Origin of the sequence: Pseudomonas sp. MWU318, assembly GCF_016756945.1 — a bacterium.
Lineage (GTDB): Bacteria > Pseudomonadota > Gammaproteobacteria > Pseudomonadales > Pseudomonadaceae > Aquipseudomonas > Aquipseudomonas putida_A.
Window position 1 is genome coordinate 121,877 of record NZ_JAESJL010000012.1, and the last position, 19,154, is coordinate 141,030.

Annotated in this window: 12 protein-coding genes; 3 read left to right on the plus strand and 9 right to left on the minus strand. The window is 61.3% G+C overall.

All coding sequences use genetic code 11. The annotated features are described in order from the left end of the window. Nucleotides 1-8: 8 nt before the first annotated feature. Entirely contained in the window at nucleotides 9-1,262 is a 1,254-nt protein-coding gene (gene glyA / locus JN524_RS24375) for a serine hydroxymethyltransferase (protein WP_007962601.1), read from the minus strand. Nucleotides 1,263-1,512: 250 nt separating this feature from the next. Continuing rightward, on the minus strand, nucleotides 1,513-2,220 hold the full coding sequence (locus JN524_RS24380; protein ID WP_202370991.1) for a TraX family protein: 708 nt from the start codon (nucleotides 2,218-2,220) through the stop codon (nucleotides 1,513-1,515). A gap of 126 nt (nucleotides 2,221-2,346) precedes the next feature. Between JN524_RS24380 and JN524_RS24385 the strand changes: the two genes are divergently transcribed. Both JN524_RS24385 and JN524_RS24390 read left to right on the plus strand, forming a co-directional pair. Further along, entirely contained in the window at nucleotides 2,347-3,387 is a 1,041-nt protein-coding gene (locus tag JN524_RS24385; protein WP_016986284.1) for a threonine aldolase family protein, read from the plus strand. A 163-nt stretch (nucleotides 3,388-3,550) separates the two neighbouring features. After that, nucleotides 3,551-4,375: an SDR family oxidoreductase gene (locus tag JN524_RS24390; protein ID WP_202370992.1), complete on the plus strand. Its 825-nt coding sequence runs from the start codon at nucleotides 3,551-3,553 to the stop codon at nucleotides 4,373-4,375. Nucleotides 4,376-4,468: 93 nt separating this feature from the next. Here the strand turns inward: JN524_RS24390 and gbcB are convergent, their stop codons facing one another. Next, nucleotides 4,469-5,569: a glycine-betaine demethylase subunit GbcB gene (gbcB, locus tag JN524_RS24395; protein ID WP_095187122.1), complete on the minus strand. Its 1,101-nt coding sequence runs from the start codon at nucleotides 5,567-5,569 to the stop codon at nucleotides 4,469-4,471. A gap of 281 nt (nucleotides 5,570-5,850) precedes the next feature. On the opposite strand from gbcB, the gene gbcA reads away from it, so the two are divergent. Next, nucleotides 5,851-7,146: a glycine-betaine demethylase subunit GbcA gene (gbcA, locus tag JN524_RS24400; protein ID WP_027610658.1), complete on the plus strand. Its 1,296-nt coding sequence runs from the start codon at nucleotides 5,851-5,853 to the stop codon at nucleotides 7,144-7,146. Between the two features lie 115 nt (nucleotides 7,147-7,261). Here gbcA and JN524_RS24405 read toward each other — a convergent pair whose 3' ends face one another. From JN524_RS24405 to dgcB, 6 genes are all read right to left on the minus strand, one after another. Then, nucleotides 7,262-8,506, minus strand: coding sequence for a metallophosphoesterase family protein (locus JN524_RS24405; RefSeq protein ID WP_115986005.1), 1,245 nt, complete (start codon nucleotides 8,504-8,506; stop codon nucleotides 7,262-7,264). 25 nt (nucleotides 8,507-8,531) lie between these two features. Continuing rightward, on the minus strand, nucleotides 8,532-10,400 hold the full coding sequence (locus JN524_RS24410) for a hypothetical protein (protein WP_202370993.1): 1,869 nt from the start codon (nucleotides 10,398-10,400) through the stop codon (nucleotides 8,532-8,534). 126 nt (nucleotides 10,401-10,526) lie between these two features. Then, complete coding sequence (locus JN524_RS24415) at nucleotides 10,527-13,979, minus strand: GMC family oxidoreductase N-terminal domain-containing protein (protein ID WP_202370994.1); 3,453 nt, start codon at nucleotides 13,977-13,979, stop codon at nucleotides 10,527-10,529. Nucleotides 13,980-15,104: 1,125 nt separating this feature from the next. Continuing rightward, the gene (gene etfB, locus JN524_RS24420) at nucleotides 15,105-15,875 is read right to left on the minus strand and encodes an electron transfer flavoprotein subunit beta (protein ID WP_202370995.1); all 771 of its coding nucleotides are present in this window, start codon (nucleotides 15,873-15,875) and stop codon (nucleotides 15,105-15,107) included. 10 nt (nucleotides 15,876-15,885) lie between these two features. Then, nucleotides 15,886-17,106 carry an electron transfer flavoprotein subunit alpha gene (etfA, locus tag JN524_RS24425; RefSeq protein ID WP_202370996.1) on the minus strand — a complete coding sequence of 407 codons (1,221 nt, stop codon included), beginning with the start codon at nucleotides 17,104-17,106 and terminating at the stop codon, nucleotides 15,886-15,888. Continuing rightward, on the minus strand, nucleotides 17,106-19,055 hold the full coding sequence (gene dgcB / locus JN524_RS24430; protein WP_202370997.1) for a dimethylglycine demethylation protein DgcB: 1,950 nt from the start codon (nucleotides 19,053-19,055) through the stop codon (nucleotides 17,106-17,108). Before dgcB ends, etfA begins: the two co-directional genes overlap by 1 nt. Nucleotides 19,056-19,154: the final 99 nt, after the last annotated feature.

Genomic DNA, 19,154 nt, shown 5'->3' on the forward strand with positions numbered 1-19,154 from the left:
CAAACCGCTCAGCGATAAACCGGGTAGTCGGCGCACAGTGCCGCGACGTTCTTGGCCACATTCGCTTCAACATCGGCGTCACCGAGGTTGTCGAGGATGTCGCAGATCCAGCCGGCCAGCACTTCGCACTGGGCGACCTTGAAGCCGCGCGTGGTGACGGCCGGGGTGCCGATACGCAGGCCCGAGGTCACGAACGGCGACTGCGGGTCGTTCGGCACGGCGTTCTTGTTGACGGTGATGTGCGCACGGCCGAGGGCAGCGTCAGCATCTTTGCCGGTCAGGCCCTGACGGATCAGGCTGACCAGGAACAGGTGGTTGTCGGTGCCGCCGGACACTACATCGTAGCCACGTTTGATAAACACGCTGGCCATCGCCTGAGCGTTGTCGATCACTTGTTGCTGATAGGCCTTGAAGCCAGGCTCCAGCGCTTCCTTGAAGCACACCGCTTTACCGGCGATGACGTGCATCAACGGGCCGCCCTGGGCCCCGGGGAATACCGCGGCGTTGAGCTTCTTCTCGATCTCTTCGTTGGACTTGGCCAGGATCAGCCCGCCACGCGGACCGCGCAGGGTTTTGTGCGTGGTGGTGGTGACCACGTCGGCGTACGGCAGCGGGTTCGGGTACAGGCCAGCAGCGACCAGACCGGCAACGTGGGCCATGTCGACGAACAGCAGCGCACCGACCTTGTCGGCGATCTGGCGGAAACGCGGGAAGTCCAGGGTCTTGGAGTAGGCGGAGAACCCGGCAACGATCATCTTCGGCTTGCACTCGACGGCCAGACGCTCGACTTCGTCGTAATCGATCAGCCCGGTGTCGGTGTTGATCCCGTACTGCACCGCGTTGTAGAGCTTGCCCGAGGACGAAACCTTGGCGCCATGGGTCAGGTGACCGCCGTGGGCCAGGCTCATGCCGAGAATGGTGTCGCCCGGCTGGATTAGCGCCAGGTACACCGCGCTATTGGCCGAAGAACCGGAGTGCGGCTGGACGTTGGCGTAATCGGCGCCGAACAGTTGCTTGGCGCGCTCGATGGCCAGGGCTTCAACCTTGTCGACGTGCTCGCAACCACCGTAGTAGCGCTTGCCCGGATAACCTTCGGCGTACTTGTTGGTCAGGCCGCTGCCTTGCGCTTGCATGACGCGCTTGCTGGTGTAGTTCTCCGACGCGATCAGTTCGATGTGATCTTCCTGACGTTGCTCCTCGGCATTCATCGCCGCCAGCAGTGCATCGTCGTAACCCTGGATCTGGTCTTGCTTGCTGAACATCGCGTCTCTCCCAGCGGCATCTGTGCGCCATTCGTCTCGGTAAGGCACTGGCAATGAAGGCAGTGCCCTTTGATGCCGATGGTATGACCGGCGCAGACAGCTCAAATGCCTGCGGACGCCACGCAAAGGTGCGTTTACGACATGGCTCGAAATGACTCGGAGAATGCAATCCCCTGTAGGAGCTGCCGCAGGCTGCGATCTTTTGACACTGGATTTTTGAAGATCAAAAGATCGCAGCGTGCGGCAACTCCTACAGGGACATGCGTAGTGCCAGAAGAATGAGGAAGTGCAGGGGATAAAGGGCGTAGGCCCAGCGGCGCATGGGCAATGGATGAATGGATCCGGCATGTCGCAACAAGAACAGCCCAAGCAATGGCGCAATCAAGCATGCCGCGATGCCCAACACCGCCACGTAGTTGCCAAACTCCGCCGACTCATACAGCACCTGCCACTGATTGGCAGCGAGACAAATCAATCCCGGCAGCAGGCCGAAATACCAGGGGCGACGAATCACCCACAGCAGCGCCAGCGGCAGCAACACGCCAAACACGCCGAACATCAGCCATTGCGACAACAGCGCTGACAGCAATAAGGCACCGACGCCCAAAAGCCGCGACCATGGCGACCGGTCCTGCCACCCCCGCGCCACCAGCAACCCGAGCGCCAGGGTGGGCATCACGTTCAAGGTGTCGGGATCAGGAATGTAAAGTCGATAGGGAATTTCACTGACCGCACTGAACAGCAGCAGCCAGCCCAGATAGCGCCACTCGGTCTTCTGCGCGCCGGCTCGGGAAAGATTCGCCGCCATCGCCAGGCAGAACCACGGGAACGCCAGACGCCCCGGAACATACAGCCAATCGGCGCTGATCCCGACATATCGCAGGTGATCGAGCAGCATGCTCAGCAGCGCCAGCCACTTGAGCAGATCCAGCGCGCCGTCGCGTTTAGTCACGTGCATAATCGGGTAACAAACTGGTAATTTTCTGACAGCGACATCCCGTGTGCTCCCCGGAAGATCTTCGGTAAAGTGCGCACCCTCATTGACCACGAGCCTTCACAAGAGTCTCGACCACGGAAGCCGGCCATGACCGACAAGAGCCAACAATTCGCCAGCGACAACTACTCCGGTATCTGCCCTGAAGCCTGGGCCGCCATGGAACAGGCCAACCACGGCCACCAGCGCGCTTATGGCGACGATGAATGGACCGCACGCGCGGCCGACCATTTCCGCAATCTGTTCGAAACCGACTGCGAAGTGTTTTTCGCCTTCAACGGCACCGCCGCCAACTCGCTGGCGCTGTCGTCGCTGTGCCAGAGTTACCACAGCGTGATCTGCTCGGAAACCGCTCACGTCGAAACCGACGAATGCGGCGCGCCGGAATTTTTCTCCAACGGCTCGAAACTGCTGATCGCCGGCACCGAAAACGGCAAGATCACCCCGCAGTCGATCCGCGAAGTCGCGCTCAAGCGCCAGGACATCCACTACCCGAAACCGCGCGTGGTGACGCTGACCCAGGCCACTGAGGTCGGCAGCGTCTACACCCCGGAAGAAGTCCGCGCCATCAGCGCCACCTGCAAAGAGCTGGGCCTGCACCTGCACATGGACGGCGCGCGTTTCTCCAACGCCTGCGCATTCCTCGGCTGCTCGCCGGCCGACCTGACCTGGAAGGCCGGCGTCGATGTGCTGTGCTTCGGCGGCACCAAGAATGGCATGGCGGTGGGTGAAGCGATCCTGTTCTTCAACCACAAACTGGCCGAAGACTTCGATTACCGCTGCAAACAGGCCGGGCAACTGGCGTCGAAAATGCGCTTCCTCTCGGCACCGTGGGTCGGCATCCTCGAAAACGACGCCTGGCTCAAATACGCCCGCCACGCCAACCACTGCGCGCAACTGCTGGCCGAGCTGGTCAGCGACATTCCGGGCGTGGAACTGATGTTCCCGGTACAGGCCAACGGCGTGTTCCTGCAACTCTCGGAACCGGCCATCGCCGCGCTGACCGCGAAAAACTGGCGCTTCTACACCTTCATCGGCAAGGGCGGCGCACGCTTCATGTGCTCGTGGGACACCGAAGAAGAACGCGTACGCGAACTGGCTCGTGACATCCGCGAAGTGATGTCCGCCTGATTCCCCTGTAGGAGCTGCCGCAGGCTGCGATCTTTTGATCTTGATCTTAAAAACAAGATCAAAAGATCGCAGCCTGCGGCAGCTCCTACAGGGATGGCGATGACTCTTGGGCTACATTGTCTGTCGAGCCTCCGCTCACATGACAATAAGCAGGAGCATCGGCATGTCGCTACAAGGCAAAACCCTGTTCATCACTGGCGCCAGCCGTGGCATCGGGCGTGAGATTGCGCTGCGCGCCGCGAAGGACGGGGCCAATATCGTGATTGCGGCCAAAAGCGCCGAAGCCCACCCAAAACTGCCTGGCACCATCCACAGCGTCGCCGCAGAAGTCGAAGCCGCTGGCGGCAAGGCGTTGGCGCTGCAACTGGACGTGCGTGATGAAGGCGCGGTGCGCCATGCGCTGGCCCAGGCCAACGAGCATTTCGGCGGCATCGATGCGCTGATCAATAACGCCGGGGCGATCAAGTTGACTGGCGTGCAGCACATCGAACTCAAGCGTTTCGACCTGATGCACCAGATCAACACCCGCGCCGTGTTGCTGTGCAGCCAGGCCGCCCTGCCCTATCTGAAGAAATCCGCCGGACACATCCTCAACTTGTCGCCACCGCTGAACATGGCGAACAAGTGGTTTGCCCAGTTCAGCCCGTATACGGTGACCAAGTACGGCATGAGCATGTTGACCGTGGGCATGAGCGAGGAATTCGCCAGTTACGGCATCAGCGTCAATTCACTGTGGCCGCAGACGATGATTGCCACGGCGGCGATCGAGTTTCAGCTGGGAAATCGCGAGTCGTTCAAGCATGCGCGCACGCCGGCGATCATGGCGGATGCGGCGCATGTGATCCTGGATAGCCGCCAGCGGCAGATCACTGGACGGCTGCTGATTGATGAGGAGATTTTGCGGGAGAGCGGCGTGACCGAATTCGACCATTACCGCTTCGAGCCGGACAGCGACGCCGCACTGATGCCCGACTTGTTCGTGGATTGAAACACCGCCCCTGTAGGAGCTGCCGCAGGCTGCGATCTTTTGATCCTGATCTTAAAAGATCGCAGCCTGCGGCAGCTCCTACAGGGATCCGGCTCAGAATTCGATTCTGACGTCGCCTTTAGGCACGCTGCAGCACGACAAGATAAACCCTTCCGCCTCGTCGTCCTCGGTAATCCCGCCGTTGTGCTCCATCTCCACCTCGCCCCCAAGCTTCATCACCTTGCACGTGCCGCAGATCCCCATACCGCAAGCTTTCGGGATCATCAGGCCAAGCTTGGCCGCCGCCGCGTGCACGGTTTCGCCCGGGGCCACGCGGATGCTCTTGCCGGAGGCGGTGAACTCGACCTGATGCAGATCCGCCGCATCGATTTCCGGTGCATCGGCGGCCTGCTCGGCCTGTTCCACCGCATCGGCACGAGCTTCCGGTGGCGTGGCGCCGAAGGATTCCTCGTGATAACGCGACATGTCGTAACCGGCCACTTCCAGCAGGCGCTTGACCGCGTTCATGTACGGCGTCGGGCCGCAGCAGAACACTTCGCGCTCGAGGAAGTCCGGCACCATCAGTTCGAGCATCTTGTGATTGAGGTAGCCGCGATAACCGGCCCACGGCTCGCCCAGCCCGTGTTTTTCGCAGATCAGGTGCAGGCTGAAGTTGTCGATCCGCGACGCCATGTGTTCCAGCTCGCGGTGATAAATGATGTCTTTTGGCGAGCGGGCGCTGTGGATAAAGGTCATGTCGACATTGGCGTTGGTGTCGTAGAACCAGCGCGCCATCGACATGCACGGGGTGATCCCCACGCCGCCGCTGAGGTAAAGGACTTTCGGGCTCGGGAAGTCGATGGCGTTGAACAGCCCGACCGGGCCGTGCACCGCCAGCTCCTGGCCTTCATGCAGGGTGTCATGCAGCCAGTTGGAGACCTTGCCGCCCGGCACACGTTTGATGGTCACCGAGAAGCTGTACGGCACCGACGGCGAACTGGAAATGGTGTACGAGCGCATGATCGGCTGGCCGTCGATTTCCAGCTCCAGGGTCACGAATTGCCCGGGCTTGAAGAAGAACAGGATCGGCTGGTCGGCCATGAAACAGAAAGTGCGCACGTCCCAGGTTTCCTGGATGACTTTGACGCAACGGACGATGTGTCGGCCATTGGCCCAGGTCTGGGTGGTGACCGGATTCAGGAAGCTGTTGGACATGCTGTTCTCCACGGCCGACTGTCGGCCTTCATGTGGCGATTCTGCGTATAGCGTGAACCGTCCGTTTACCTATCCGCGACATCGGCATACTTATCGCGACCAGCCCCCAACCGCCGGGGGTTGCGCGTCGGGAACAGATTGCACCATGTCGCCCATGGATAAGGTTCCGGGCAGCGTCGGCCCCACACTCGCCCCACACCAAGACGAATTCTTTACACCTTGCGTAGCAACCCTGATCAGCCACTTTCGCGGCCACGCAGATGGCCTTGAGGAATACATCGATGGACGTCACCGCAAAAATCAGCCTGGGCGATCCGCTGGAACCCGCACGCAAGGCCACCGCACAGATGCTGCAGGAGCGCGAGCGCACTTTCTCGCTGCCGCAGCCGTTCTACAGCGACGAACGCCTGTTCGATATCGACATGCAGGAGATCTTCCAGAAAGAGTGGTTGATCGCCGGCATGACCTGCGAGATCCCGGCCAAGGGCAACTACCTGACCCTGCAGGTCGGCAAGAACCCGATCATCGTCATTCGTGGCGCCGACGGCGTGGTCCACGCCTTCCACAACGTCTGTCGCCACCGTGGCTCGCGTCTGTGCACCAGCGAAAAGGGCAAGGTTGCCAAACTGGTCTGCCACTACCACCAGTGGACCTACGAGCTGGACGGGCGCCTGCTGTTCGCCGGCACCGAGATGGGCGCCGACTTCGACATGAAGCAATACGGCCTCAAACCGGTGAACGTGAAGACTGCCGGCGGCTACATCTTCATCAGCCTGGCGGAGAATCCGCCGGCCATTGATGACTTCCTGTCGACACTGAACCACTACATGGAACCGTACGACATGGAGAACACCAAGGTGGCGATCACCACCACCTTGATGGAAAAGGCCAACTGGAAACTGGTGCTGGAAAACAACCGCGAGTGCTACCACTGCAACGCGTCGCACCCGGAACTGCTGAAAACCCTGCTGGAATGGGACGACGTCACCGACCCGCGCGCCGATCAGGCGTTCAAGGATCACGTCGCCGCCTCCGCCGCGGCGTGGGAAGCCGAGAAAATTCCTTATGCACACGCCAGTTTCGGCCTGCGCAACCGCATCGTGCGCATGCCGCTGCTCAAGGGCACCGTGTCGATGACTCTGGACGGCAAACAGGGCTGCGCCAAACTGATGGGCCGGATCAAGAACCCCGACCTCGGCTCGATGCGCATCCTGCACCTGCCGCATTCGTGGAACCACTGCATGGGCGATCACATCATCGTCTTCACCGTGTGGCCGATCAGCGCCCAGGAAACCATGGTCACCACCAAATGGCTGGTGCACAAGGATGCGGTCGAAGGCGTGGATTACGACGTCGAACGCATGCGCCAAGTGTGGGACGCGACCAACGATCAGGACCGGCGCCTGGCCGAAGAGAACCAGCGCGGGATCAACTCCACCGCTTATCAGCCGGGGCCGTACTCGAAGACCTATGAATTTGGCGTGGTCAACTTCGTGGATTGGTACAGCGAGCGGATGCTGAACAACCTTGGGGCCGAGCCTGCGCCGTACCTCAAGGGCGTACCGGTTCAGGGCTAAAAGCATCGCTGGCAAGCCAGCTCCCACAGGGTTCTCTGGTGTACACAAATGTTGTGAACACCTCAAGACCTGTGGGAGCTGGCTTGCCAGCGATGGCGTCAGAACATTCACCGCGTCACTTCGATGACCACCTCACACTGCCATCCTCACCAATAAACTCCTCAAAAATATCCTCCCCCACCAGCCTGACCTTCGCGTAGCCATTCAACACCCGCAGCGGATACGCCGGGTCGTTGGCATCCTGCGTCTCCGACCACAGCACCCGCGAATGCCCGTTCAGCTCGCTGGCATTGCCATAGGGAATCGCCCCGTGCCCGGCGCAACGCGCATGCAGGCTGCCCTGTTGCGCGTAGACGATGCCGTTGTGCAGATGCCCCCAGTACCAATAATCCGGCTCGCGCCCCAGGGCATCGCACACCGGTTGATACAGCGCGGTCTGGTGATGTCCGGAAATATCGAAGCCCTGGTGATGGCTGAGCACCATGATCTTTTTGCGCTTGGGCAAGGCTTTCATCCAAGTGATCTGCGGCTCGTTGAGTGTGCCGTCCATGTACAGGTTCATCGCGTCCGAGGCATACGCCGAATCCAGCCCGACCACTAGCCAGTCGTCGTTGATCAAGGCGAAATAACTGGTGCCCTGCTGTCCCGGAAAGCGCTTGGCCAGTTCCTTGAAATAGCCGTGGGCGCCGCTGTACATCTCGTGGTTGGAGTTGAGGGTGAACGAGCCGTGGCTGCCCATCGGCCAACCGGCCATGTCGACGTCTTCCTGCGAATGGCTGCCGGCGTAGTAGACGTCGCCCAGATGGATGGTGAAATCCGCTTGCGCCAGTTGCATCTGGTTGGCGACTGAAACCGCCGGCGCATGACTGTCGAAGGGGCCGGTGCCCCAGTCGCCGGCAATCGCCAAAGTCACGTCGCGCTCCATCTGCACCACCGCCGGGTCAGTGCCGAAGGTCGCGTGATGGCGCAGGTTTTCAATCCACTTGAGCAGCGCTTCGCTCCACAGCAGGTCGAGCAATTCCCACTTGCGACAGCCGAGCAGGCTGCCGTCCTGCAACACCCGGGTTGCCAGTTGATCGGGCGATTGCGGCAACGGCGTGGCATTGCCGATGCGCAAAATCGACAGGCCATGGGACAACTCCCACGGCACCGCCGGTTCATCGCCCGGCAACTCACCGTTTTTCAGCACGTATTGCGCCTGATCGTGACCGCGCTGCAGCAGCTTGATGATCGCCTGAAACTCCTGCGGCTCCAGCTCGCTGATGAGCTTCATCCAGGCCATTTCCATGCGCGTGAACAAGCCGTGAATGCGCAGTTTGACCTTGTCGTACTCGTGTTCCCAATGACTGACCAGTGACATGGCGTAATCCTCTATCCGTAAGGGCTCACAGGGTTTTCATGAACTCGATCAACGCACGTTTGTCGTCGTCCGACAGCGTGGTGCCATACAGGTGACCGCTGTTGTGGTTGCCCTCCAGTCGGGTGTCGTATTTGAAATCCGCCGAGGCTTTGGCCTGAGCGCCCGTGGTGACGAAACCGACGTTGACCGGGTCGTAGACATCGGAGCCGGTGATGAACACCACCGGACGTTTTTCCGGCGGTTGCAGCAGGTCCCACAGGGTCGGCACCGAACCGTTGTGCAGGTACGGCGCACGCAGCCAGATGCCGTCAGTCGGCGTGTTGCTGTAGCTCTGGGTCTTGCGATACGCGCCGAAGTCGAACGGCGGTTTCTTGAAGGTGTGGAACGCGGTCACCAGACCGGTGGTGAACGAGTCCAGCCGATGCGGATCGGTGCCCAGTTGATCGATGTTGGTGGTCACTTGCCCGGTGTCGGCGCGCCCGAAGTCGTGGCACGCGGCGCAATTGGCATCCCAGATCGGCTTGCCTTGCGCGACTTTCGCCTGATCCAGCGCCCACGGCCACGCCGGTGCCTTGTGCCCGAGCAGCCAGTTGGTCACCCGGTTGAAGCTCGGCGGCAGCACCGATTCCGGCGTCGCACCCACCGCCATTGCAGCGGCGTAGTTGCGTTCGTGGATCTTGTTGTTATTGCCGTCCCAATGCAGGTACATCGATTCCCGCGGTTTCTGGTTCCACACTTGCGGCAGATCGACGGTGCCGATGGTCGAGTCATCCGGGAAGCCGAACACCACCATTTTGGTCGGGTTGAAGGTGTCGGTGCGGCCCGGGCCCTGTTGCGGACGCAGCTTCTGCCAGGCGTAGGCCTGTTTCTGCTTGAGCAAAGCGCTCTTCGCCATCGGAATAATCAGATATCGGTTGTAGAGCTTCTCGAAAAAGCCCAGTTGGAATTTGCCGTTGATCGCCGCCATCACCGCGTCGGTGGTGAATTTCGGGTCGCTGGCGCAATCGTAGGCGAACCACTGGAAGGCCTGCAGTTGCAGGGTGTTGGCCGGCGCGCTCGGCACGTTGACCGCGACGTCGCTGGCATTGGCCCGGTAGGAACCGGTGTGGCACAGCGCGCAGTTCGGTTCAACGGTGGGGTAACCGATCTGCCGCTTGGCCATGCCGATCGGCAGGTCCTTGCCGTTTTCATAGAGAAAGCCGAAGACTTCCCAGCCGCCGGGTTTGGGCAGTTTTTCCGGGCACATCTGCGGCAGCACGGCGAACAGGTAATACGGGATCCGCGCTTCGACGCCCAGGCCGATGGCGGCGTATTTGTAGTGGTCTTCGTCGGAGGCGTATTCCTGCTCCGGCACCACCCGCAGCATCTGGTACCAGGTCTGGTAAACGATGAAACCCAGTAGCGCCACCACGATCAAGGTGCCGACCTTGAAGGCGTGGCTCTGCCATTGCCGCATCCAGGCCGCGCGCCACTCGCGCCAGCCATCGCAGAGCAGCGCCCATGGCCGGTTCGCGGGCGTGGTGCCGAGGTACAGCAGAATACCGAGGATCAGGAAGAAGCTCAGATCGCCCATCAACATCGGCACGAACACCGAACCCTGAATACTCGTATTGATCAGGTAAATCCAGAACACCACGGCGATCAGCCGCGTCAACACGCACAGCCAGGAATGCACCACATAGCGCGGCGCATTGAAGCCCGACGGCATGTAAAACACGCTGATGCCCACCAGCAGCATCCCGGCGTTTTCCAGCCACGGGTCGGAGAGTTGCGGCGGCAGCCCGACCACCGATGTCAGCAACCCCGGCGCGAACAGCGCCGGGATCGCGAACACCATGTTCATCGCAATGCCGATCCAGATGAAGCGTTGAAACCAGCGGATGTAGCTGTCCATATCATCCATTTCCTTGTCTGAATTGCGAACACGACACCGCACCTATAGGAGCTGCCGCAGGCTGCGATCTTTGGCTTTTTTCAAGATCAAAAGATCGCAGCCTGCGGCAGCTCCTACAGGGTAGAGTCAGGCCTGGGCCGTTTTCTCCAGGTGCTCAAGGATGATCGGGTACACATCCACCACCGCGTTCTTGCCGAACATGCAGTCGATGTGGCCGTAACCCGGCACTACGTGCCGGCTGTAGCGCTCCGGCCCGTGGACTTCGCAGACTCGCTGGTAGGTCTTCAGTGTGCTTTCCGGCAGGTAGCACTGGTTCTCCGCGCCGCTGATAAAGCAGATCGGCATTGTCAGCCGCTCGAAATGCGGCATGTACACATCGTTGCCCTTGAAATCCACCAGGTGACCTTTGCGCACGATCAGCGCCAGGTGCTCGAAGGTCTCGATATTCGACTCGCCGAACAGCTCGTGCAGGTTGTCGTGCAGGGTTTCATTGAGCGTGTCGTGGCGATACAGCGAGGCGTACATGAAAGTGATGCGGTGGCACACCGGGTTGGTGCAATAACCCTGCGCCTCGATCCGCGCGTAACCGTTGAGGGCCTTGTCGTAGAGGCGGTTGAACCAGTTCTCCTTGCTGTCGGCGTAAGCCGTCATCGACTTGATGCCGATCGCATCGAGCATCCCCGGCAGGTGCAGACCGGCCTTCAATCCAGTGGCGGTGGCGACCACGGTGTCAGCGGCAATCTGCGAGCAGACCACCGAGCGCACACCCTGCAGCCCCGCCAGCAACGACATGAAGAACGTGGTCGCGCCGTAGCAATGCACCACGCATTGCACGTCTTTGGCCTGCGTCTCTTGTTGAATCTGCGCAATGGCGGCCTTGAAGTCGTACTGGGCGATCTGGTCGCCATTCCACTCTTTCTTGCTCGCCGGCAGCAGAATGCTCACCCGGAAATCCAGCAGCCACACGTCATAGTCGTGCTTGCACAGGTACTCCAGCAGGTTGGTCTGGATGGTGTCGGTGGAAAAGATATTCGAACCGACACCCAGGCCATGCACCAGCATCACCGGGCCTTTGCTGCCGGCCTGATAACGGGTCAGGCGCAGCTCGACACCGTCTTCGGTGGGGAAGAAATGCACCGCCGGGATCGGCGCATCCAGCGGCCGCTTCAGCCGTGGCGGCGCGTCGGGGTTGAAGTAGATATCGCCAGCGAAGACCCCGCCGTAACTCTCCCAGAGAATCCCGGCGAAGAACTTGCCGAAGCGCGCCAGGCCTTCGATGCGCTCGCGCTCGTTACGCGCGTTGAGCACTTTCATGGTGGTCATCTGCTTGGCGAAATCGGTCGGATGAATGTGCATCACCCCGGAGCCGATCACCTCGCCCGACTTGTCCGGTCCGCGATACAGCGTCACGTACAGAGTGCTGGTGTCGTGCCAGATGTTGAGCACGCCGTTGTCTTCCGGCACGGTTTTGAAGGCGCTGAAGAAGTAGTCGCTGCCGTCCTCGGCGGTCAGTTTCATGTCGTATTTCATGTGCCGCGTGTCGACCTGCTGCTCGAATTGCTCGAACAGGTTGAACACGCCATTGCTGGCGGTCAGCGGTTGCGGCGACAGCGCCGGAGCATTGACCGTACCGACGATGGTCGCGGCGTGTTCAGGTTCCTTGATCATCCGATTGAGGTCGCTGGCGGTGATGGTCAGGGTGAAGTCGATTGGCGAGTTGTCCGCCTCACCGCGTTTGGCCGCCGCCTCGTAGACTTTCAGATCAGTGCTTTGCGCGGCAGTGAATGCCCGGGAGAAATAGCCCTTCATGGTTTCGGTGAACTGCACGCCGAGGGTCGGCGGCGCTACCTGTTTGCGCGGCGCCGACGGCAACGTGTAGTCGATCTGCCAACCACGGTCAGCGGCGAGCAGGCCCATGTTGCGCTCGCTCACGGCGGAGATGGTCAGCAGCGGATTGACCGCCAGCGAGGTCGGGATCACCGCGCCGTCGGTCACGTACAGACTGGCGTGAACATCGGTGCCGGCCGCGCCGCTGAACACCTGGCCCTTGTGATTGACCACGCCTTGCGTCGCGTCTTCGCCCATCACGCAACCGCCCAGCGGATGCACCGAGACGATGCTGTGCTTGAGCAGCCTGGTCCAGATCGGGTTCTCGACCCAGACCCCGCCCAACGCCTTGGTGCTCTGGTACAGACGCTCATTGCCGAGTTTGAAGTTTTCCTGCTCGCCGACACCCGGCCAGTCGATGCGCAACTGGTCCTTGTTGTCGAGAATCATCCGGCCCTGGCCGCTGTCGTGGCTCATGATCAGGTAGGTCTGCATATTGTGCAGCGCGCCGTAATACGGCCCGCGCAGGAAACTCTCGGCCTCGCGCTCCTTGTAGCCGAGCTTGCCGCTGAAACTGTCGTCAGTGGCCACGCCGATCATTTCGGCGAACCCGGCCATCGCCGGCACCATCGGTCGGCCGAGGGCGCCGGGGATCGAGCCTTCCTCGATGACCATGCGGCTGCGCCAGTCACCTTCGGTGCGCATGTCGATGATCGAGGTGATGCACGGGCCGACCGGGTGCAGTTCCTTGGCCGAATGCGCGCCGAAACCGATGCCGTTGATGGTCTGCTCGCAGTTGTGGCCGAAACCGAGGATGTCACCGTTGCCGCTCATGTTCTCGCCGAGCTGGCCGGACATCACCAGGCCCTTGTCCCGTGAGCGCAACAGGATCTCGGTAGAACCGAGAGTGCCGGCGGAGACCACGACGATATCGGCCTTCACGAACAGCGTCGGCGCGTCGAACTTCTCGCGACCGCTGTCGAGGTACTGGAAGTGCACGATCCAGCCTTCGCCGTCGCGCTCCAGATGGCGCACCTCAGCCTGGCAGAAAATCTCCGCGCCATGGTTCCAGGCGTCCGGCAGATAGTTCATCAGCGTGGTGTTCTTGGCCTTGTTGTTACAGCCCGAGACGCAGTCGCCGCAATGGTTGCACGGCAGTTGTTCGACGCCGACGTGGTTGAGGTTGTTCGGCAGCTTGTCGAAGGTCACGTTGATCGGTGGCTTGTAGAAATGCGCGCCTTGCTTGAGGTAGTCCGCCGATTTTTTGTTGGCGTCGAGCTTGGGCAGGTTCGGCGCGCTGTTCGGGTACGGATTAGGCTTGAGCATTTCCCGGGCACGGGCGTAACCGTCCTTGAGCAGCGTATCGCGATGATCGCGTACCGCCTGCGGCCAGCGTGGATCCTCGAACACCCCGGGTTCCGGCTCCAGGGAAACATTGGCGTTGATCAGCGATGTACCGCCGAGGCCGCAGCCGACCACCACGTTCTGCTGGGCATTCACATGCAGGTCGAACAGTCCGGTGCGCGAGCCAATGTGGCCGTCCGGGTCATGCACCTGCAGCTCTTCAGTCGCGGCGATCATGGTGTTGGGGTATTCACCGGGCTGGATTTCCCGCCCGCGTTCGAGCAGGCACACCTGCTTGCCGGCCCGGGACAGGCGCGACGCAGCAATGCCGCCGCCATAGCCGGAGCCGATGACGATCACGTCGTAGTGTTCCTTGATCTCGCTGATGGGCGTTGCGATGCGTGTCATGAGGGTGTTCCTCTCTCAGGCAGATGGGGCAACTCTGCGGTTGCCTGCAATCAATGGGCGAACGGGCACCTGGCCTCCGGGTCGAGCCCGGCGACAGCACAGCGGTTAAAGCAGGAGGTCGCTACAGACGAGCGCGTTGATTGGCCGCACGACGTAACGTGCGCTTGCGTGGCGAGGGGGGATGGCGGTGTGGGCGGCTATCCATCATGCGTTCTCCCAGAACCTGATGTGGATAAGTGACGGCTGTCCTTGTGCCATTGCAGTGAAGACAGCGCAGGAATCGAAGTCAAGGCAACGCGTTAGAACTGTATGAAATCTGATCAATTGCGGTTTGAACTATACCGGGCGGGCCTTGCAGGGTTTGGCGAACAAGTTATCCACATAGCCATGCACAGCAAATGGGGGTAACTGTGGATGAATGGAAAAATAACTGCCTGATTTGTGAAGAAAAATCGTGACTTATCCAGAAGCACGGTTTGTGAGAGGCATTGGCTGTTTTTTGATCAAATCCTTGGAAGGCACGTTTTTAATGACCTGTAGCGGATGGCGAACACGTTATCCACAGAAGCACCAACAGAGTTCGGGGGTAACTTTGTGGCTGCTGTGGAAAAGTGCTGAGGACTGTGGGAAATCGGGCGTAGCGCAGGGATTATCAGCCTGAAACGCTTCATCGATCATTTATTGATCAAATCCCTGCAAGCCACGGTTTATATACCTTGCAGCGAACAGCGAACATCTTGTCCACAGAAGCGCCAACAGAGATTGGGGGCAACTCTTGAAGTTATTCAGGAGAAAAAGCCCGGTAAAACCGTGACTTAGGCTGGTTGTTTTTTGAGCTGGGGCTTGGAGGGCTTGATTGGCGTGGGATACAGGGATGGGCGAACACGTTATCCACAGATCCGCCAACAGGGATTGTGGGTAAACACTACCCCTCACCCCAGCCCTCTCCCAAAGGGAGAGGGAGCCGACCGCATCGCCTGTTCAAACTCCACCGACCTGAACGAACATTGTGATCTCAGGCTTGGCCAGACCAAGGTCACTGCGCAATCGCAGGTCGATGTAATTAGCCAATACCACTCGGTCGGTCCCCTCTCCCTCCGGGAGAGGGCTAGGGTGAGTGGCTTTTCAGCGAACAACCCCTTCTTCGATCAGTAGTTTGAGGATCGCTTCCGCCCCGGCCTGCGCGGTGACACCCTTGAGCACTTGTCCACCGCCGCCACTGGCTTTGGCGGTGGCAGCTTTCATGCGGTCCGCACCGCTCTTGGCCTTGATCACCTTCAAACGTTTCGGCCGTGGCTTGGCCGGTTGCAACGTGGCAACCGCCAGCAGTTCATCGTCCAGCACCTCAACGTCTTCGGCATTCAACACCCCGCGTCGCGCCGGACCGTAGGCACTCTGTCGAGGTTTGGGCGCGGCGTTATCCACAGTCGCCAGAAACGGCAGCTTCACCTTCAACCGGCGCCGCTGCCCACGGGGCAAGGCTTGCAGCACCAGCGCCGAACCATCATTGATCGACTCGACCTGCGCCAGCCCCACCACCAGCGGCCAGCCCAGCCCTTCGGCGAGCAAGAACGGCAACATGCCTGAGCCTTCGCCGGTTTCCGCTTGACTGCCGGTCAGCACCACCTGAGCGGCAGCCTCGCGCAGATACGCGGTCAGCGCCGGCAAGGCGTCGGCGCCAGCGGGTTGCTCCAGCACATGCAGCTGTTCCAGGCCCATGCCCAGATAGGCGCGCAGTGCCGGTTCCGCGACATCCCCGGCATGCAGCACTTGCAGGTTATCCCCAGCCAGTTGCAGGCCCAGTTCTACGGCGCGCGCGTCCTGTTCGGCGCGGCGTGGCCGGCCCGACGTCGGGTGGGCACCGATGGAAACCAGACTGATGATCTTTGTGCTCATAACCCGTTCCTTAAGCCGCATCGCGCTTGGCTTCGTTGCGGTAAGCCGCTACCGCCGCGATCAACGCCTGAAGAATTTCCACGCTCTCGCCAATCACCGACAGGTCGGCGCGTTTGATCATGTCGCAACCGGGGTCGAGGTTGATCGCCACCACCTTGTCGCAGGCACCGATGCCTTGCAGGTGCTGGATCGCCCCGGAGATACCCACAGCCACATAAACCCGTGCGGTGACCCAGGTACCGGACGCGCCGACCTGCCGATCACGCGCCATGAAGCCATCGTCCACCGCGACCCGCGAGGCGCCTTCGGTGGCGCCGAGCGCCGCAGCGGTCTGGTGGAACAGCGCCCAGTCCTTGACCCCATTGCCGCCGGAGAAAATGAACTCGGCTTCGGCCATCGGAATCGCCGCCGGGTCCACCGCGACCGCGCCAAGATCCTCGATCCGCGACAGGCTGCGCGCCACCGTTGTGGATAACTCCACCGGCAGTGCCTCATGACGGGTTTCGCTGACCGGTTCCGCGCATTCCGCTGCGGCCAGAATCAAGCGTGCGACCGGTCGCGCCAGGTCTTGCAGGCCTGCGCCAGCGCGACCGATACACTCCTGATCCTTGACCTGCCACACCCGCGTTGCCGGACGTTCGCCCAGTGCCGCGGCAAAACGCCGACCGAGTTCACCACCACCGCTGCGGCTGTCCGGCAGCAGCCAGTGGCGTGGATTGAACTGGTTATCCACAGCCCGCAGGCCCTGCACCCGTTGTTCCGGTGCATAACCGCTGAATTGGTCGCCCTCCAGTACCAGCAAGCGATCGACGCCGGCCGTGGCGAAGGCGCTCTCTTTGTGTTCGCCAAACACCACCGCCAGCACCGCACCGTCGTTGCCGGCCAGTTGATGAGCCAGGCCCAACAGGTCACGGTCGTGGCTGCTCAGGCGGCCGCCGACCATGTCCGGCACCACGCTGATATAGAACGCCGGGGCCGGTACCTGATGCAGCGGCAACTGCACTTCAACCGTGGCCGAGCGTTTGACCGCCCCGCCCTGTTGCGCGCCGCTGCGGTCGATTCGCTTGATGCCGTTGGGGCCGATGAAACCGATGCCGTGCAGGTTCTTGCGGATGACGCCATTGGGGCCCATCCAGCTGTGTTGCGCCGGTTGCATGGCCGCGTGCAGCGGATGCAGACGGTTACGCGCAATCCATTCGGCGCGCGGGTCGCGGCGGATAATGTCGCTCATCAGTGGGCCTCCGCAGGTTCACGTTTGGCCGGGGTGGCAGGCTTGTTCGGTGCGGCGTCTTCGAGCAGCGCGTCGGCCACCAGTTCGGCGATGTCCTTGATCAACGGACGCGGTTCGACCACGCCCTCGAGCATCGCCGTGCACTGTGGACAACCCACGGCCACCAGCTCGGCGCCGGTCTCGCGGATGTCGTCCATGCGCATGTCGGGAATCCGCTGCTTGCCCGGAATGTCAGTGATCGGCGCGCCGCCACCGCCGCCGCAGCAGCGCGAGCGGAAGCCGGAACGTTGCATCTCTTTGACCTCGATGCCGAGGGCGCGCAGCACTTCGCGCGGCGCCTCGTACTCGCCGTTGTAGCGACCGAGGTAGCACGGATCGTGGTAGGTCACGCTGTTGCCTTTGTGCTGACCGAGGTTCAGCGCACCGGCCTGAATGATTTCCGCCATGTAGGTGCTGTGGTGCTGCACCAGGTAGTTGCCGTCGAACGCGCCGTACTCGTTTTTCAACACATGAAAACTGTGCGGGTCGCAGGTGACGATGCGGTTGAAGTTGTATTTGGCCAGGGTCTGGATATTGCGTTTGGCGAGCAGCTGGAAGGTCGCTTCGTCGCCTAAACGCCGGGCCACATCACCGCTGTCACGTTCTTCGAGGCCGAGCACCGCGAAGTCGACCTTCGCGGCTTTCAGCACTTTGACGAACGCACGCAAGGTGCGCTGGTTGCGCATGTCGAAGGCACCGTCGCCGACCCAGAACAGCACGTCGGTGGATTTCTTCTCGCTGAGCAGATTGAGGTTCAGATCCGCCGCCCAGTTCATCCGCCCGCCCGGAGCGAAACCGCCGGGGTTGTCAGTGGCGATCAGGTTTTCCAGGACCTCGGCACCCTTGTTCGGGGTCGCGCCTTTTTCCAGCGTCAGATGGCGGCGCATGTCGACGATGGCGTCGACGTGCTCGATCATCATCGGGCATTCCTCGACGCAGGCGCGGCAGGTGGTGCACGACCACAGGGTTTCGGCATCGACCAGACCATTGACGATAGGTTGATGCGGATTGCCGCTGTGCTCCCCGATTGGCTTGCCCGGATAAGGGCTACCGGCAAACTTCGCGTCAGTGCCGCCAGCCAGGCCGACGACCATGTCCTGAATCAGCTTTTTCGGGTTCAGCGGCTGGCCGGCAGCGAAGGCCGGGCACGCCGCTTCGCACTTGCCGCACTGCACGCAGGCGTCAAAACCGAGCAACTGGTTCCAGGTGAAATCCTTGGGTTTTTCCACGCCGAGCGGCGCGCTTGGATCATTCAGATCCAGCGGTTTCAAACCGGTGGAACGACCGCCGCCAAAGCGCTCGGCGCGGCGGTGCCAGGCCAGGTGCAGGGCGCCGGCGAAGGCGTGCTTCATCGGCCCGCCCCAAGTCATGCCGAAGAACAGCTCCGACACGCCCCACAAAACGCCGAGCCCGAGAATGGCCGCGAGCAGCCAGCCGCCGAAGTTTTCCGGGAGGATCCCGGCCACCGGCAGGGTCACCAGGAAGAACGAGGCGGAGAAAGCCAGCAGGCTTTTCGGCAGGCGCATCCACGGGCCTTTCGACAACCGTGCCGGCGGGTTGAGCCGGCGCCGGTAAACGAAGAGCGCACCGACGAACATCACCGCCGTCATCAGCAGCAGCGCATAGCCGAGGATACGGTTATGCAGGCCGAAACCGTGCACCAGAATCGCCAGCACGATCGACGCCACCGCACCACCGGCCGTGGCGACGTGAGTGTTGGCGATGTATTTGTCCCGCGCCACCACGTGGTGCAAGTCGACCATGTAACGCTTGGGCATGGCGAACAGGCCGCCGATCAGATCGACCTTCGAGGCCCGGCCCCGACGCCACATGGCCACCCGCCGCAACGCACCCAGCACCGCAAGGGCCAGGGCTGCGAACAACAGGATTGGAAGAAGGGTGTTCAACATGGTGAAGCTCCCACCAGTACAGCCTGGAGAAACACGGTCTATGGTAGGAGTTGCCGCAGGCTGCGATCTTTTGATCTTGCTTTGAACAACAAAAGTCAA

Excerpts from the sequence above, each read along its gene's own strand:
- glyA (WP_007962601.1), bottom strand. The coding sequence starts at position 1,262 with ATGTTCAGCAAGCAAGACCAGATCCAGGGTTACGACGATGCACTGCTG.
- JN524_RS24380 (WP_202370991.1), bottom strand. The coding sequence starts at position 2,220 with ATGCACGTGACTAAACGCGACGGCGCGCTGGATCTGCTCAAGTGGCTG.
- JN524_RS24385 (WP_016986284.1), top strand. The coding sequence starts at position 2,347 with ATGACCGACAAGAGCCAACAATTCGCCAGCGACAACTACTCCGGTATC.
- JN524_RS24390 (WP_202370992.1), top strand. The coding sequence starts at position 3,551 with ATGTCGCTACAAGGCAAAACCCTGTTCATCACTGGCGCCAGCCGTGGC.
- gbcB (WP_095187122.1), bottom strand. The coding sequence starts at position 5,569 with ATGTCCAACAGCTTCCTGAATCCGGTCACCACCCAGACCTGGGCCAAT.
- gbcA (WP_027610658.1), top strand. The coding sequence starts at position 5,851 with ATGGACGTCACCGCAAAAATCAGCCTGGGCGATCCGCTGGAACCCGCA.
- JN524_RS24405 (WP_115986005.1), bottom strand. The coding sequence starts at position 8,506 with ATGTCACTGGTCAGTCATTGGGAACACGAGTACGACAAGGTCAAACTG.
- JN524_RS24410 (WP_202370993.1), bottom strand. The coding sequence starts at position 10,400 with ATGGACAGCTACATCCGCTGGTTTCAACGCTTCATCTGGATCGGCATT.
- JN524_RS24415 (WP_202370994.1), bottom strand. The coding sequence starts at position 13,979 with ATGACACGCATCGCAACGCCCATCAGCGAGATCAAGGAACACTACGAC.
- etfB (WP_202370995.1), bottom strand. The coding sequence starts at position 15,875 with ATGAGCACAAAGATCATCAGTCTGGTTTCCATCGGTGCCCACCCGACG.
- etfA (WP_202370996.1), bottom strand. The coding sequence starts at position 17,106 with ATGAGCGACATTATCCGCCGCGACCCGCGCGCCGAATGGATTGCGCGT.
- dgcB (WP_202370997.1), bottom strand. The coding sequence starts at position 19,055 with ATGTTGAACACCCTTCTTCCAATCCTGTTGTTCGCAGCCCTGGCCCTT.